Source organism: Streptomyces sp. NPDC001068 (assembly GCF_042897315.1).
GTDB lineage: Bacteria > Actinomycetota > Actinomycetes > Streptomycetales > Streptomycetaceae > Streptomyces.
Genome location: NZ_JBIAYD010000002.1, coordinates 148,283 through 164,261, shown reverse-complemented (window position 1 = coordinate 164,261; position 15,979 = coordinate 148,283). Strand labels below are relative to the sequence as shown.

Annotated in this window: 14 protein-coding genes; 6 read left to right on the top strand and 8 right to left on the bottom strand. The window is 70.0% G+C overall.

Going from position 1 to position 15,979, the window contains the following annotated elements; translation table 11 throughout:
* Nucleotides 1–71: 71 nt before the first annotated feature.
* Complete coding sequence (locus tag ACFY3I_RS06075) at nt 72–632, bottom strand: NADPH-dependent FMN reductase (protein WP_390859553.1); 561 nt, start codon at nt 630–632, stop codon at nt 72–74.
* A gap of 401 nt (nt 633–1,033) precedes the next feature.
* On the opposite strand from ACFY3I_RS06075, the gene ACFY3I_RS06070 reads away from it, so the two are divergent.
* Nucleotides 1,034–2,098 carry an alpha/beta fold hydrolase gene (locus ACFY3I_RS06070; RefSeq protein ID WP_390859552.1) on the top strand — a complete coding sequence of 355 codons (1,065 nt, stop codon included), beginning with the start codon at nt 1,034–1,036 and terminating at the stop codon, nt 2,096–2,098.
* Between the two features lie 93 nt (nt 2,099–2,191).
* Entirely contained in the window at nt 2,192–2,371 is a 180-nt protein-coding gene (locus tag ACFY3I_RS06065) for a DUF6480 family protein (protein ID WP_365289254.1), read from the top strand.
* Between the two features lie 40 nt (nt 2,372–2,411).
* On the opposite strand, the gene ACFY3I_RS06060 is transcribed toward ACFY3I_RS06065, so the two are convergent.
* Nucleotides 2,412–2,699, bottom strand: coding sequence for a winged helix-turn-helix transcriptional regulator (locus ACFY3I_RS06060; protein ID WP_390859551.1), 288 nt, complete (start codon nt 2,697–2,699; stop codon nt 2,412–2,414).
* A gap of 14 nt (nt 2,700–2,713) precedes the next feature.
* Between ACFY3I_RS06060 and ACFY3I_RS06055 the strand changes: the two genes are divergently transcribed.
* Entirely contained in the window at nt 2,714–3,379 is a 666-nt protein-coding gene (locus tag ACFY3I_RS06055) for a hypothetical protein (protein ID WP_390859550.1), read from the top strand.
* Between the two features lie 175 nt (nt 3,380–3,554).
* Here the strand turns inward: ACFY3I_RS06055 and ACFY3I_RS06050 are convergent, their stop codons facing one another.
* From ACFY3I_RS06050 to ACFY3I_RS06035, 4 genes are all read right to left on the bottom strand, one after another.
* Nucleotides 3,555–4,613, bottom strand: a complete 1,059-nt coding sequence (locus ACFY3I_RS06050; RefSeq protein ID WP_365289251.1) for a LacI family DNA-binding transcriptional regulator — start codon at nt 4,611–4,613, stop codon at nt 3,555–3,557.
* Between the two features lie 67 nt (nt 4,614–4,680).
* Nucleotides 4,681–5,547 (bottom strand): carbohydrate ABC transporter permease, encoded by an 867-nt coding sequence (locus ACFY3I_RS06045; RefSeq protein ID WP_365289250.1) that lies wholly within the window; start codon nt 5,545–5,547, stop codon nt 4,681–4,683.
* Complete coding sequence (locus tag ACFY3I_RS06040) at nt 5,544–6,506, bottom strand: sugar ABC transporter permease (RefSeq protein WP_365289249.1); 963 nt, start codon at nt 6,504–6,506, stop codon at nt 5,544–5,546. Before ACFY3I_RS06040 ends, ACFY3I_RS06045 begins: the two co-directional genes overlap by 4 nt.
* 12 nt (nt 6,507–6,518) lie before the next feature.
* Nucleotides 6,519–7,856 carry an ABC transporter substrate-binding protein gene (locus ACFY3I_RS06035; protein WP_390859549.1) on the bottom strand — a complete coding sequence of 446 codons (1,338 nt, stop codon included), beginning with the start codon at nt 7,854–7,856 and terminating at the stop codon, nt 6,519–6,521.
* A 181-nt stretch (nt 7,857–8,037) separates the two neighbouring features.
* Here ACFY3I_RS06035 and ACFY3I_RS06030 point away from each other — a divergent pair, with 181 nt between their 5' ends.
* The 3 genes from ACFY3I_RS06030 to ACFY3I_RS06020 are packed head-to-tail and all read left to right on the top strand — an operon-like array spanning nt 8,038 to nt 13,432.
* Nucleotides 8,038–9,945: a hypothetical protein gene (locus ACFY3I_RS06030; protein ID WP_390859548.1), complete on the top strand. Its 1,908-nt coding sequence runs from the start codon at nt 8,038–8,040 to the stop codon at nt 9,943–9,945.
* Nucleotides 9,942–11,675: an amylo-alpha-1,6-glucosidase gene (locus ACFY3I_RS06025; protein ID WP_390859547.1), complete on the top strand. Its 1,734-nt coding sequence runs from the start codon at nt 9,942–9,944 to the stop codon at nt 11,673–11,675. The genes ACFY3I_RS06030 and ACFY3I_RS06025 overlap by 4 nt, the downstream gene beginning before the upstream one ends.
* Nucleotides 11,672–13,432 carry a beta-galactosidase gene (locus ACFY3I_RS06020; protein WP_390859546.1) on the top strand — a complete coding sequence of 587 codons (1,761 nt, stop codon included), beginning with the start codon at nt 11,672–11,674 and terminating at the stop codon, nt 13,430–13,432. Before ACFY3I_RS06025 ends, ACFY3I_RS06020 begins: the two co-directional genes overlap by 4 nt.
* 83 nt (nt 13,433–13,515) lie before the next feature.
* On the opposite strand, the gene ACFY3I_RS06015 is transcribed toward ACFY3I_RS06020, so the two are convergent.
* Both ACFY3I_RS06015 and ACFY3I_RS06010 read right to left on the bottom strand, forming a co-directional pair.
* Nucleotides 13,516–15,222: a ricin-type beta-trefoil lectin domain protein gene (locus tag ACFY3I_RS06015; RefSeq protein WP_390859545.1), complete on the bottom strand. Its 1,707-nt coding sequence runs from the start codon at nt 15,220–15,222 to the stop codon at nt 13,516–13,518.
* Nucleotides 15,223–15,384: 162 nt separating this feature from the next.
* On the bottom strand, nt 15,385–15,552 hold the full coding sequence (locus ACFY3I_RS06010) for a hypothetical protein (RefSeq protein ID WP_390859544.1): 168 nt from the start codon (nt 15,550–15,552) through the stop codon (nt 15,385–15,387).
* Between the last annotated feature and the right edge of the window lie 427 nt (nt 15,553–15,979).

Genomic DNA, 15,979 nt, shown 5'->3' with positions numbered 1-15,979 from the left:
CCCGACCGACGGGGGCGGACACGTCCAGTCCGGTTCCCCGTCGGTCGGACACCGGCGACCGGCGACCGGGGTCAGGCTGCCCGGAGCGGCGCCAGGGCCTTCGACCAGGCCACGACCTGGTCCAGGGTCGTGACGAGCGTGTCACGCTGGATGTCGGCCGGCTTGAACGTGGCGAAGTCCTCGAAGTCGGTGAACAGGGAGAGGGCGACGTGGGCCCGCACGTCGGCGAGCTGCATCTCGCCCGCGATGCCGCGGAGATGTTCCACGGCCCTGGCACCGCCGACCGAACCGTAGCTGACGAAGCCCACGGCCTTGTTGTTCCACTCGGCGTAGATGAAGTCGATGGCGTTCTTGAGCGCCCCCGGCACGGAACGGTTGTACTCGCCGGTGACGACGATGAAGCCGTCGAGCGAACCGATCTTCTCGGCCCACGCCTGCGTGTGCGGCTGGGTGTAGTTGCCGAGGGACGCCGGGTAGACCTCGTCGAGGAGCGGCAGCTTGTAGTCCAGCAGATCGACGATCTCGAACTCGGCGTCGGTGCGCTGGGAGGCGATGTCGTACACCCAGCGGGCGACGGCCTCGGCGTTCCGGCCGGGCCTGGTGCTGCCCACGATGATTCCGATCCTGGTCATGTCCTGATCCTTCGCACGGGGAGAAGCGGCGTGGATGCACGCCCGCTGCGGCAGGAACTGCCGACGAGACTCACATGCTAGATGATTGACGCGTCAAGTAAAGCGCCGAGCAGGTGCGTGTGTGGAATCGTGCCGCGGCTCACACTTCGCCGGTTCCGTGAAGTGTGAGTACGGTCATGTGATTGATGCGACAAGTATGTGGGTGACGCCGTGCTGCACTCCCTCGTCGAAGTGATCACTAGTTTGGACGGTGATGTGCGGCGATCGCGTGACGGTTTGACCTGCGTCCAAGTGGCCGCAGACTCGTTGTGAAGATGTGCGTCACTAGTTTGACTGGTGACTGCGAGCGTGAATTGGTCAGGGCCAACCGCGGTCGGCGGACCCCCGTAGGAGGCTTTTTCATGATCGACAGGCGTACCTTCAACAAGGCCCTCGGTGTCGGCACCGGTGCGGCGGCGGTCTCGCTGACCGGACTCCAGCTGGACGCGCACGCCGCGCAGAGCCGCACCGCGGGCACGTCGCCGGCGCCGGTGGTGCCCACGGTGACTCCGGGTGCCCGCACCTCGTTCGCCCGGCTGAAGCAGGTCCGGGCGGGCGTGCTGGACATCGGGTACGCGGAGGAGGGACCCCGGCACGGTCCGGTCGTGATCTGTCTGCACGGCTGGCCCTACGACATCCACAGCTACGTCGACGTCGCTCCGCTGCTCGCGGCCCAGGGCTACCGCGTCATCGTCCCGTACCTGCGTGGCCACGGCACGACGACGTTCCTTTCCTCGCGGACCGTCCGCAACGCCCGGCAGTCGGCCGTCACCCTGGACATCATCGCCCTGATGGACGTCCTCAAGATCGACAAGGCGCTGCTGGCCGGCTTCGACTGGGGCTCTCGTACCGCCGACATCATCGCGGCCCTGTGGCCGGAGCGCGTGAAGGGACTGGTGTCCGTCAGCGGATACCTCGTCACGAACGTCGAGGCGCAGAAGCAGCCGCTGGCACCCGAGGCCGAGCACACCTGGTGGTACCAGTACTACTTCGCCACCGAACGCGGCCGCCTCGCCATGGAGAACAGGACCGACCGGCACGACCTGTGCCGGCTCGTCTGGGACACCGTCTCCCCGACATGGAACTTCGACGATGCCACGTTCGAACGCACCGCCGCCGCGTTCGAGAACCCCGACTACGCGGCCATCGTGATCCACAACTACCGCTGGCGACTGGGGCTCGCGGACGGCGAGCGCCGCTACGACCGGTACGAGGGGGTGCTGGCCACCCGCCCCGTCATCACGGTGCCCGCGATCACGCTGGACCCGGAACGCGACCCCTTCACCGCCCCCGGTGACGGCGCCTCCTACCGGGACCGCTTCACCGGCAGGTACGTCCACCGCACACTCGCCGGTATCGGCCACAACCTGCCGCAGGAGGCACCCACCGCCTTCGCCCAGGCGGTCGTCGACGTCGACCGCCTCTGAGGCCGCACCCGGGACGGGTGCCACGGGCCACGCGGACGGGAGGGCCGCCGCACCGGGGATGCGTGGCCGGCGCGTCCGTACGAGGATGGAGGCATGGCATATCCACTCGTGCCTCCTGGGGAGACTCCGCCGGCCGAAGGCTGCATCGCGGAGACACATGAGGAACGCGCGGACGGCGGCCTGTGGGAGCACCCCGCCGTCTGGCTGGGCTTGATCCTCATCGGTGTCGTGGTCGTGGCGGCGTACTTCATCGCGCGCATCTTCCCCATGTAGGCCACCGTCGCGTCCTGCCTGCCGTAGCCGTCGGGCGGGGTCAGTCCGAGGTGAGCGCGGCGCGGTCGCGGGCCGCCAGCACCTCGCCGGCGTGCGCCTCGGCCCGCTCGCGCACCCCGGCGATGGACTCCAGCAGGCTCCGGCCCAGGCCGGTGAGGCGGTACTCCACCTTGGGCGGGACCACCGGGTAGACGGTGCGCGCGACCAGCCCGTCACGCTCCAGCGCGCGCAGCGTCTGGGTGAGGACCTTCGGTGTGATCACGGCGATCCGGTCGCGCAGTTCCGAGAACCGGTGCACTCCTCCGCTGAGCGCGAAGATGATCAGCATCGTCGGCCGGTGACGTGTTCGACGGGACCGGCAGGCCCTATGTGCACACCAGCGGAATGTGGGTGTACGGCGGCGGTGCCGCCATCACCGAGGGCAGCCCCGTCGATCCGGTGGCCGCCCTCGCCTGGCGGCCGCAGGTCGCGCAGGAGGTGCTGAGGATCGCCACGCGCACCGGCATCGTGTTCCCGGGGGTCGTCTACGGGCACGGCGGCGGCCTTCCCGACCTCGTCGCCCGGGCGCCGCGTTCCGCCTCGGGTGCCTTCACCCTGATCGGCGGCGGCGATCAGCGCTGGGTCACCGTGCACGTGGACGACCTCGCCGACCTCTATGTCCGGGTACTTCTGCACGGCCGCACCGGTTCGTGCTGGATAGCGTCCGACGGCAGGAACCCGAGTGTCCGAGCGCTCGGCGAAGCCGCCGCCCGAGCCGCCGGCGTGCCGGGTGAGGTGACCGCGGAGACGGCCGAGGACACCCGCCGGCGGCTGGGCGTGTTCGCGGAGGGGCTGCTGCGCAGCCAGGCGGCGACCGCAGCCAAGGCCCGCTCGGAACTGGGCTGGAACCCCGGCCGTCCGTCCCTCGTCGAGGAGTTGGAGCACGGCAGCTACGCGCCCGGTGGACAGGGCCGGACACCGCGCGCACTCGAAACCGCCGCAGGGGAGGCCGGTCAGGCCGTTTCTTGACGGATCAACTACCTGGGCTTCATGCTTGTCGCGTCAAGTGTGAGCCGACACGGGACGACCGTGTCGGAGCGCGCCGGCCGGGTCCCCTTCCCGGCCGGCGCGTCCGGCCCGCGCCGCCCGGCAGGGCCGGGCAGGTGCAGGTGTGCGAGGTCGGCGTCGACCACGACCAGGACGATCAGGTGGCCGCCGGGACCGGGGCGGTGGATCCGCGAAGGCGCAGTTCGGGTTCGACGAGGATCTCGTCCGTGCTGACGGCGCGGTTCGCGATGAGCGACGTGACGATGCGGGCGACGTTCTCGGCGATCCGCTCGATCGGCTGGCGGACGGTCGTGAGCGGCGGCCCGATGAAGTCGAGGACGGGGGAGTCGTCGTACCCGACGACCGAGACGTCCTTCGGCACGCTCAGCCCCGCACGCTCCGCGGCCCGGTAGGCCCCGAAGGCCATCTCGTCGCTCGACGCGACGATGCCGGTCATGCCCTGGGCGAGCAGGGTCGCCGCGGCCTGCTGTCCGCCTTCGACGTTGAAGTGCTGGCGCACCACGAACTGTTCGGGATCGTCGACGCCGTGGCGCTGCAGAGCCCGGAGGAACCCCTCGACGCGCCGGTCGGCGGGGAGGTTGCCGGTCGGGCCGGCGAGCAGGCCGATCCTCCGGTGCCCGAGGTCGCGCAGGTGCCCGACCGCCAGTTCGGCGGCACGCCAGTCGTCGGTGGAGACGACCGGGGCCTCGTACTCGACGAAACCGCCGTTGATGCTCACGTAGGGGATGCCGCGGGACTCGACGAACTGCACGACGCGGTGGTCCTCGTCGCGCAGGGTGTTGCTCGACGACAGGAAGACGATGGCCGCGACGCCCGCGTCGACGAGCGACTCGACGTAGTCGCGCTCGCGCGGCGTGCCGGGGTACACGGGGCAGATGATCGACGTCAGCCCGAACGGGTTGAGTTCGTTCTCGACGCGTTCGGCCTGCAGGGCGAAGATCGGGTTCTTCAGGTTGGGGGTCAGCATGACGACGAGCCGGTTGTCGAGGGGACGCTCGTAGCCGACCTGCTTCAGCGCCTCCTCGACCGCCTGCCGGGTGGCCGGGGCGACACCGTACTTGCGGTTGATGACCCGGCTGACCGTGGCCTCGCTGACGTCGGCGGCCTGCGCGATTTGAGCGAGTGTCGTGGAACCGATGGGCGCACGAGATCCCTTCCGCCGCTTCGGCGGTTCGGTGCCATTTCCTGTCGTCATCTCAAACCTTCCCGGGTCACGACCCGTACGTGATAGTCCGTCATGTCGAGCGCCGTGGCTCGGGTGTTCACTGTTTCACGGAGCCCGCCAGCAGACCCGCCACGAAGTACCGCTGGAGGAAGAGGAACAGGACCAGGACGGGCACGACCGAGATCAGCGTGCCGGTGAGCAGTTGTCCGTAGTCCGTCGACTGGACGCCGTGCAGTGTCGCCAGGGAGACGGGGACCGTGTAGGCCTCCGGGGTCCGCTGGACGATGAGCGGGTACACGAAGTCGTTCCACTGCCCGAGGAACAGGAAGATGGCGAGCGCCGCCAGCGCCGGCCGCATCGTGGGAATGACGATCTGGAAGAACGTGCGCAGCTCGCCCGCCCCGTCCACGCGCGCCGCCTGGATGAGCTCGTCGGGCACGGACTGCATCGCCTGGCGCATGAGGAAGATACCGAACGGCAGCGCGAGGTTCGGCAGGATGAGCCCCTGGTAGGAGTTGAGCCAGCCGAGCGCGACCATCATCTTGAACAGCGGGACGAGCGTGACCTGCCCCGGCAGGGCCAGCGAGGCGATGATCACGGTGAACATGGCGTCGCGGCCCCGGAACCGGAACTTCGCGAAGGCGTATCCGGCCGTGCTGCACACCAGCATGCCCAGTCCCGTGTACACGGCGGACACCACGAGTGAGTTGCGGAGCGCCTCGCCGAACTGCAACGACGTGAACAGCCCGCTCAGGTTGGTCCAGAAACGGTCGCCGGGCAGGAGCGCCGGCGGCGAGGAGAAGATCTCGCTCGTCGAGTGCGTCGAGGCGACGACGAGCCAGACGAACGGGACCAGCATGAGCACGGCGCCGAGCGCGACGACCCCGGTGAGGACGGCGCTGAGCGACTTCGTCGAGCCGGACTCCCGGCGCCGGTGTCGCACCGGAGGTGATGTGGCGGTCACTGGGCACGCCTCCTCAGGACGAGCATCTGGATGACGGAGACGGCGGTGACGATCAGGGCCAGGACGTACCCGATCGCGGACGCGTATCCGAAGTCGAAGTTCTTGAAGGCGCTGTCGTAGAGGTACATGCCGATGGTGAGCGTGGCGTTGTCGGGGCCGCCGCCGGTGAGCACGTACGGCTCGTCGAAGAGCTGGAGCGTGCCGATCGTCGACAGCACCACGGTGAGCAGGATCGCCGGCCGCAGTCCGGGGACGGTGACGTGCCAGAACTGCTGGCGCCGGTTCGCGCCGTCCATCTGCGCCGCCTCGTACAGCTCGTCGGGGATCGACTGCAGCTGCGCCAGGTACATCACCGTACTCTGGCCCGTGTAGTGCCAGGTCATCGCCATGATGATCGACGCCTTGGCCCAGAACGGGTCGGTGAGCCACGGGATGCGGGGCAACCCCACCGAGGTGAGCAGGTAGTTGATGAACCCGTTCTGGTAGTTGAGGAGCGCGGAGAAGAGGATGCCGTACGCGACGAGTCCCATGACGATGGGGACGAAGTAGGCGACCCGGAAGAACGAACGCCACTTCAGCAGCTTGGAGTTGAGGGCGACGGCGAGCACGACCGCGAGACCGAGCATCAACGGCACCTGGATCACCAGGATCTCGAGTGTGTTGCGCAGCGCCGTCCAGAACAGCGGATCGTGCAGGAGCCGTCCGTAGTTCGCGCCACCGACGAACTCGGTGACGCCTCCCACGTTCCGGGTGAAACTGAGGACCAGGGCGTAGACGACCGGGTAGACCTTGAAGCCGAGGAACAGCACGATCACGGGCGCCAGGAACACGAACGGTGTCGCGCGGGCGCGCAGGGTCCGGCCGGCCGGCCGCCGGCGGGGCGGCACGGCGGCGGACCTGGAGGTGGCGGCAGCCTCCCCGGCCGGGGGCCGGGGGCTGGATTTCGTCGTGGTGGACATGATGCGGGCCGGTCAGTCCCTCGCGGTCTTCCGGCCGGTCTGCTGCGCGAGCAGCGTCGCGGCCTGCTGGAGTGCCGTCCTGGGATCGGCGCCCTTGACCAGGACCTGGGTCTGCGCGTCGTCGTAGACCTTGAGCGCCTTGGGGAAGTCCTTCGTGTAGTGGTCCGGGGGAGTGTCCTGGCTCAGTGCCTTGGTGACGAGCTGGTTGGTGTTGATGCCGAAGTAGGGGTTGGACTCCTTGAAGCCGGCGGTGTCCCACATCGGTTCGTAGCTCGGGAAGAGGCCGTCGGCCTTGGTGATGACCTTCTGCCCGGCGAGCGTCGCCATGCTGTACTTCACGAACTCGTAGGCGAGTTCCCGCTGCTTGCTCGACTTGGCGACGGTGAGGTAGGTCCCGCCGGCGGAGGAGGCCGTGTACCCGCCTTCCTTCATCGCCGGTGACATCCGCACGCCCCACTTGCCCTTCATCTCGGGGGCGGTGCTCGCGAAGCTGCCGACCATCCAGGAGGCGCCCGGCATGATCGCGACCGGCGCCTGTCCCTTCATCTGGGACGTGGTGCCCTGGCTCTGCGGGATGTCCACGACGAGGTGCTTGTCGTTAGCCTCCTTGAGGAAGGTCAGCGCGTTGACGCTGCCCTCGTCGGCCAGGGATATCTCGCCCTTGCCGTTGAAGAAGAACGTGCCCTCCAGGCGGGCGAGCATCTCGAAGAAGTTCGCGGAGTCGGCCTGCGAGGCGGCCTTGTCGACGGCGAGGAGGTCGGCGCCGGTCGTCTTCTTGATCTTCACTCCGGCGGCCAGCATCTGGTCCCAGGTGTGGATCGCGTCGATGTCGACGCCGGCCTTCTGGAAGAGGTCCGCGCGGTAGTACAGGAGGTTGGTGTTCACCTCGAAGGGCATGCCGAACTGCCGTCCCTTCGCGTCCTGACCGCCCTTCCACAGGCCGCTCGGGAAGTCCTTGGCCAGCGGGCCCGCACCCAGGTCGCCGAGGTCGGCGAAGCCGTCGGGGAACGTCTCCAGGTAGTTGCTCATGTAGTCGCCGCCGATGTCCATGACATCGGGCAGGCCCTGGCCGCCGGCCGCCATCCCGGTGGTGATCTTGTCCCAGATGGCGGGGTTGCCGACGTCCTGGACCTTCACGGTGACGCCGGGATGGGACTTCTCGAACTCCTTCGCGGTGGCCTTCAGGCCGGCCGCGGGTGATCCCCAGGCCCAGGCGGTCAGCGTGTTCTTGCCGGCCGCGTCGTCCGAGGACGACATGGAGCAGCCGGTCAGGAGCCCGGTCGACAGGGCGGTGACTGCGGTGAATGCGCCGACCCGGGCGCGCCAGCGGCGACGCGGCGAAGCGGTCATGGCTATCGATCCTCCTCGATCGAGGTGCAGCACTCGGCGTGGTGGGCGTCATCATGACCCGGCTTGCCGCCACCTTGCAAGATTGTCTTGCAAACTTCCAACGCGGATTTGCATACTGATCGACGACAGCCACCGTCACGTTCGGCGGGAACGCCCTCGCACGAAGGAAGTCACGACACCGATGCCACTGATCGCCCCGGACCGCGCACTGCCCACCGACGGGACACCGACACGCGTCGACGCACGCACGTGGACGGTGAAGGCGGCCGAGGGCCCGTCCCGGATCCGCTTCGAGGCACCCGCGGGCCCGAGCGTGCTCCTGGCCCGCGACGAGGCCGGCGGCCGCCGCCTGCTGCCGGACGACGGCTCCGGCCCCGTCGACCTCACCGGAACCGGCGCGTGCTGGCTGCTGCCCCCCGACCCGGGCGCGGCCGAACCCGCCTGGCACGTCACGGGCGAGGGCGTGATCGAACTGCACGGTGACGGCGCGGGCCGCACCCTCACCGTGCACGCCGGCACCGTGACCCTCGTGGCGCACCGGGCACGCCCGCACGCCGACGTCGACGGCGCGGAGTTCGCCCTCGGCCTGGCCGGCGGGGACACCCTCGCCGACGCCCTCGCGGGGTTCTACTGGGGCACCGTGCTGCCCTGCGTCGTCGAGCGGACCACCGCCACCGGCTACCCGGACTCCGACGGCTACGTGATCAGCACCCTCGCCGACAAGTACGTCGGCACCTATCCGGACGTCGACCACGAGTTCCAGATCAAGGGCCGGATCGCGTGGGGCAGCGACACCGACCTCGACGTCGTACGGCGCATGCTCGACCTGCAACTGCGTCTGATGCGCGAGGACCCCCAGCAGCTCTGGCGCGACCCCTGCGCGGTCCAGCCGGACGGCGACCGGGAGTACCACGTGCGCAGGAACAGCCTCGACGGCTCGCGCAACGCCGTCATGTTCCTCGTGACCGGCAACGTCGAGGTGCTCGAGTCCGCCTGGCTGTACTTCGCCCGTACCAAGGACACCACCTGGCTGCGGGAGCGCATCGAGGACCTGGAGGGCGCCGCGTCCTGCGTCGTCGACTGCATGGACCGGCAGGGACGGCTGTGGTCCGACGTGTACTACGAGGACCAGGTCATCAAGGACGGCCGGGAGACCATGGCCGCCTCGCTCGCCGCCAACTCCTTCGAACTCCTCGCCGCGCTGGAGGACGTGCTCGGGCGCGACGAGCGGGCCCGCGGCTACCGGGAGTCCGCCGGACGCCTCGCACAGGCCGTGCGCGCCCCGCTCCCGGCCGGCCACTGGGACGACGCCGGCCACCGCTTCGTGGACTGGGTCGACCGGTCAGGACAGGTCCACGACCACATCCACCTCCTCGCCAACGTGCTCCCGGCGATGTTCGGGCACGCCGACCGCGCCCAGACCGAGCACGTCCTCACGCTCGTCGACCGGGAACTCGACGAGTTCCAGCGGTTCCCGACCTTCCTCGCCGCACGCGTCCAGGACTACACCGACGACGAGATCGGCGACGGCGGCCCCTACGACCTGTGCGCCGCCGGCAGGTACTGGTGCTGGGACGCCGCCTTCTGGTCCTGGCGCCGCGACGGGGCCATGCTCCGGCAACAGCTGGAGACCGTCGCCGCGCAGGGCGCCTCGGACGACTACGTCATGGGCGAGCGCTACGACATGAACCACGTCTACTACACCGACGGCACCGACTGGCACGGCGCCGCGCACTACTACGAGTACCCGTGCGTCTACGCCTGGGTCCTGCTCACCGAATACCTCGGTGTGCGCGCCACCCTCACCGCGGACCTGCGCATCGCACCCCGGGTCGTCGGACACGGCACCGTGACGCTCGGACAGCGGGCCTACGAACTCACCTACCGCGTCGACGAACACGGCTTCGAACTCGTCAACGACGCCGCCCGGCCCCGCACCTTCGAGGTGGACCTCTCGGCGCTCGCGGCCCCCGGCACGGACCCGGCGGCCGCCGCGGAAGCGCGCACGGTCGCTCTGGGACCGGGCGAGTCGGTCCGGTTCGCACTGCCGGGCACCGCCACCGAGGCCGGGACGGAGGACCGCGCGTGACCACCGCACCCGAACTCGGCATCGACCTCGGCACCACCCCGTTCAGCCGCCGCGGATCCTACTTCGCCGTCTCCCGCGTCACCGACCAGCGGGACGTGGGCGTCTACCTGCGCACCGTGCGCGGCGACGCCCGGCACCGCGAGATCGTCCGCCTCCTCCTGGACGGCGGCACCGAGGCCCACTCCCGGGCCACCGCGGGGCAGTTGACCCTCACCCACGGCACCACCCGGGCCGACGTCGTCCTCGACGGGCCGGGCCGGGCCCACCTCCGCGTCCAGGGCGGCTCGCTCACCCTCGACTTCCGCGCGATCTCGCAGTACGACTCCGTCCTCCAGGAGAACGAGCACACCTGGCGGTACATCGACAGCGGGGCCAACCGCAACTACCGCGTCCGCGTCATCGGCGGCAGGACCCGGTTCGACGCCCGGTGGGACGGCGTCCGCAACTCCGAGGCCCGGCTGCGGATCGCCGCGCACGAGGACACCGCGACCGTCGTCGTGGACGAATACGGCAGCGCCGTGCCCACCGGGCCGCTCGCCGACCCGGACGTCCTCGCCGCCGCCGCACAGGCCGACTTCGACGTGTGGTGCCGCACCCACGGCGGTGACGAACGCGACGACCCGGAGATCGGCGACAGCGTCCGCCTGGCCGCGTTCGTCACCTGGGCCGCCCTCGTGCCCCCGGGCGGCGCACTGCGACGCGAGTCCATGCTGATGTCCAAGAACCGCATGACCAACGTCTGGAGCTGGGACCACTGCTTCAACGCCATGGCGTTGTGGCGGGACCCGCGGGCGGCGGCCGACCAGCTCCTCGCCGTCTTCGACCACCAGGACGAGCACGGCTGCCTCCCCGACTACGTCAACGACGCCGGTGTGGAACGCAACTTCGTCAAGCCGCCCATCCACGGCTGGTCCATCGCCCACCTCATCGACCGCGGCGGCCTCGACGACACGGCCGTGGCCGCCCTGTACGAACCGCTGCGGCGGTGGACCGAGTGGTGGTTCGCGCACCGCGTCTACGGCGACGACGGCATCCCGTCGTACAACCACGGCAACGACTCCGGATGGGACAACGCCACGACCTTCGGCGTCGGGGTGCCCGTGCAGAGCCCGGACCTGCTCGCCTACCTCGCGCTGCAGATGCAGACACTCGCGCGGATGGCCCGCCGCACCGGCCGCCGCGAGGAGGCGACGGAATGGAGCCGACGGGCCGACGCCACCGTACGCACGCTGTGCGAACGGTTCTGGACCGGGGACCGCTTCGTCGCCCGGGACACCCGGACCGGCCGGGCCGTCGACTCGCGGAGCCTGCTCACCTTCATGCCCCTGGTCCTCGGCGAACTCCTGCCCCAGGCCCTGCGCGAGACCACCGTGAGGCGGCTCCTCGACGGCGGCTACCTCACCCCGCACGGTCCCGCCACCGAGCCCCCGGACAGCCCGCACTACGAATCCGACGGCTACTGGCGCGGTCCCGTCTGGGCGCCGTCCACCATGCTGCTCGCGGACGGACTGCGCCGAAGCGGGCGGCCCGACCTCGCCGACGACATCGAGACCCGCTTCATGGCGACCTGCGAGGGAGCCGGCATGGCCGAGAACTTCGACGCCGTGACCGGGGCCGGCCTGCGCGACCGCAGCATGACCTGGACCGCCTCCGTCTACCTCTCGATGGCCTCCGAACGCGCCGCCCGCCGCGCGCTCGCCGACCACACCCCCTGTGAGCGTGCGTCATGAGCCGATTCACCGTCGGAGACCGGGACTTCCTCCTCGACGGCGCCCCGCACCGGGTGCTCTCCGGGGCGATCCACTACTTCCGTGTCCACCCCGACCACTGGCACGACCGGGTCCGCAAGGCCCGGCTCATGGGACTCAACACCGTGGAGACCTACGTGCCGTGGAACCTCCACGAACCACGGCCCGGCGAGTGGACGGACTCCGGGGCGCTCGACCTCGGACGGTTCCTGCGGACCGTCGCCGACGAGGGAATGCACGCGATCGTGCGGCCGGGACCCTACATCTGCGCCGAGTTCACCAACGGGGGCCTGCCGACCTGGCTGTTCACCGATCCCACGGTGGGCGTGCGCCGCAACGAGCCCCGCTTCATGCGGGCGATCGAGGCGTACCTGACGCGCGTGCTGGACCTCGTGGCTCCGCTCCAGATCGACGCCGGGGGACCGGTGGTCCTCGTCCAGGTGGAGAACGAGTACGGCGCGTATGGCGACGACGCCGACTATCTCGACGCGCTCACCGCCATGGTCCGCGGCGCCGGCATCACCGTACCGCTGACCACCGTCGACCAGCCGCGGCCGCACATGCTGGAGAACGGCTCACGGCCCGGGCTGCACACCACTGCCTCGTTCGGGTCCCGGTCGCTGGAGCGGCTGACGACCCTGCGCCGGCACCAGCCGAGCGGACCGCTCATGTCGTCCGAGTACTGGGACGGCTGGTTCGACTCCTGGGGGATGTACCACCACACGACGTCCGCAGAGGAGTCCGCCACGGACCTCGACGCCCTGCTCGGCACCGGCGCGTCGGTCAACCTCTACATGTTCCACGGCGGCACCAACTTCGGCCTGACCAACGGCGCCAACGACAAGGGCGTCTACCAGCCCATCGCCACCACCTACGACTACGACGCCCCGCTCGACGAAGCGGGGCGGCCGACGGCGAAGTACTGGGCGTACCGCGAGGTCCTGGCGAAGTACACCCAGGTGCCCGACGAGGTTCCGGCCGACGCCGGACCGGCCCCGACCGGCGAGGTCGCCCTCACCCCCGTCGCCTCCTTTCCCGAGGCCGCGTTCCTGGCGATGCCCGTCACCGCCACCAGCGCCGTCCCCACGTTCGCCGGGACACGCGACGACGCCGTGTACGTCATCCACCGGGCCGGGTTCGAGCGTCCGTCGGTGTCGGTCCTCACCGTGGGCGAGGTCCGTGACCGCGTGCACGTCGTCGTCGACGGGCACCCGGTCGGAGTCCTCCGGCGCGAGGACGGCGAGACCGCCCTCACCCTGCCGCCCGTCGTCGCGGAACTGGTCCTCGTCGTCGAGGACCAGGGACGCGTCAACTACGGTCCGCGACTGGGCGAGGACAAGGGTCTCATCGGCGGCGTGCGCGTGGACGGCGCGCCGGTGACCGGATGGGAGACCGTCGCCCTCACCGCGGACGACATCGTCCGACTCCCGCGTACGGCAGTGGACGTGAGGGAGTCCGGGGCGATCCCGGCACTGACCCTGGCGGCCGGCACGTTCGAGGCCGAGGACGATCGCGACCGGTTCCTCGACGTCTCCACGCTCGGCAAGGGCGTCGCGTGGATCAACGGGTTCTGTCTCGGCAGGTACTGGTCCCGCGGACCGCAGCGCACGCTGTTCGTCCCCGGGCCCGTACTCCGTCCCGGGGGTGAGAACACGCTGTTCGTCCTCGAACTCGACACCGCCCCGGCCGCCGTCGTCCGATTCGTGACCGACCACGACCTGGGACCGGTCGAGGACTGACGCGGTTACGTCGAGGGGCCTCGCCGGTTGAGGCCCGGCCCCTCGACGTGTCCCGGCTCAGTCGGCGAGCCCGCTCGTCCCCCTCACGCCAGGGCGAACTTCTGGGCGCCGGAGCCGTTGCAGTCCCAGATCTGCAGGCGGGTGCCGTTGTCGGTGGCGCCCGACGGTGAGTCGACGCAGCGGCCGGTGACCGGGTTCGACATCGAGCCGTCGGCGTTGGCCACCCAGTTCTGGTAGGCACCGCCGTTGCAGGTGGCCAACTGGAGCTTGGTGCCCGCCGCGTTGACACCGCCGGCGATGTCCAGGCACTTGCCCAGGGAGCGCAGCGTCTGGCCGTTCCAGGTCCACTTCTGGTCCAGCGAGGTGGCCTGCTGGCAGTCCCACAGCTGGACCGCGGTGCCGTCGCCTCCGGTGTCGTCGCCCGCCACGTCCACGCACTTGCCGCCCGGACCGTAGACCGGGGTGCCGATGGCGAACTTCTGGGCGTCGGAGCCGTTGCAGTCCCAGATCTGCAGGCGGGTGCCGTTGGCGGTGGCACCCGACGGCGAGTCGACGCACCTGCCGCTCGTGGGGTTCCTCAGCGAGCCGTCGGTCTGACGCACCCACGTTTGATAGCCGCCGCTGTTGCAGGTGGCGAGCTGCAGCTTCGTCCCCGCCGCGCTGTTGCCGCCGGCGATGTCCAGGCACTTGCCGAGGGTCTGCAGGGTCTGCCCGCTCCAGGTCCAGTGCTGGTCCTTGGCCCCGGACTGGCAGTCCCACAGCTGGACCGCGGTGCCGTCGCCGCCCGTGTCGTCACCTGACACGTCCACACACTTGCCGCCCGGTCCGGTGATCGTCTGGCCGGTCACCGATCCACCGCCGCCTCCACCGGAGCCCGGACCCTTGTTGTAGACGGCCACCGAGTCGACGACCAGCTTGCCACCGGACACCGTGGCCGAGTTCGGGCCCCCGCCGAAGGCGTCCGGGAACCCGCCGCCGATCGCCAGGTCGTAGATGATGAAGAACGGGTGATCGACGGCGTCGGACCAGGTCGTCGCGTCCACCTGGTTGGCGTTGACGGTGAAGAAGTTGTTCCCGTCGAGGTAGAACCGGATCTGCTCCGGCGACACCGAGCGGTCGATCTCCACGGCGTAGTCGTGGAAGCCGGTCTGGCAGCCCCCGCAGGCGCGTTCGCCCGAGCCGATGCCGGTCGACTCGTTGCACGGGCCGCCCGGGTTCACGCCGCAGTGGAGGGTGCCGAAGACGGAGCTGCGGCCGTTGATGTCCTCCATGATGTCGATCTCGCCGGACTTCGGCCAGGTCACACCGGAGCGCAACGGCGCGCCGAGCATCCAGAACGCCGGCCAGTAGCCCGCTCCGTTGGCGGTGGTGACGTTGGGCTGCTGGAGGAGGGACTCCATGCGCACGACACCGCCGGCCGGGGCACCGAAGGACGCCGACTGGGTCTCCACGCGACCGGAGGTCCAGCCGGCCCGCGGATCGGACCCGGAGTGCTGCGCCTGGAGCACCAGATGGCCCTGACCGTCGTAGTAGACGTTCGAGGTGCTGTTGGTCATGGTCTCGATCTCACCGGTGCCGAAACTGCTGCCCGGACCGGTGTCGTACTTCCACAGGCTCTGGTCGATGCCGGTGCCGGACGCGCCGTTGAAGTCGTCGCTCCAGGTGAGCGTGAAGCCCGACGGGGTCGGGGGTACCGCCGCCTGCGCGGTCGGCGTCGTGGTGGCGTTGGTCGCCACCACGACGGCGACGACGGGAAGCAGGGCGAGAAGTCTTCGCCACCTGCTGCCCAAAGGTCGTGCGATCCTCGATCGCATAGGTCTGTCCTCCAGGAGAGAGATTTTCTGCGCCACTCGCTCAGCTGCCACCGGCACACCGGCGACAACACGCGACGATCAGCGGGCAGCCCCGCCCCGGTGCGGTGGCCTGCCGGAATTCCCCCGACGGAACCGCCGTCAGCCTGCGCCGGAGTCGCCGCCGGTGCCCGGGGTGATGCACCAGGACGTGGGTGCGCCCTCCTGGATGTGGCCGTCGACGCGGGCGGCCGGCGGCGGGAACGGGGCGAGGACAACTGCCGCGGTGGCAGCGTCGGCCACGGCCGGTGCGGAACGTCGGGAAACCACGGGAGGCCCTCCCGGAGGATGTGATGGTCAGTCAACAGACTGACAAGTGTGGGGTGTTGGTTCGTGGGGGGGTCTGAGCGGAGGGGACGCTATTGGACTGAACCAATCCCGTCAAGGTGTCGCGGCCCACGAGTCCCTCCCGATGCCTGCCCCACGGCGACTCCCGTGGCGACGGAACGCGGTGGCGGCCGGGCCGGCTTCATCAAAGCTCTGGACACGACCGGCACTTGGTGGTGTCCTGCTGCTTGAAGCGACCCGTTCCCGGCCCGGCGTGAATCTCCGCTTCGGCAAGATGCTCGCCGTCGACGGGATGCGGCGCCGCCGACGCCGCCCTGGTCACCCCGTGCGGGACGACGGTTCCGTCGACCACCCGTGGCGCTTCATCCGATCTCCGACCGGACACCCTCCTGTCCGGCTCGCCCGCGCG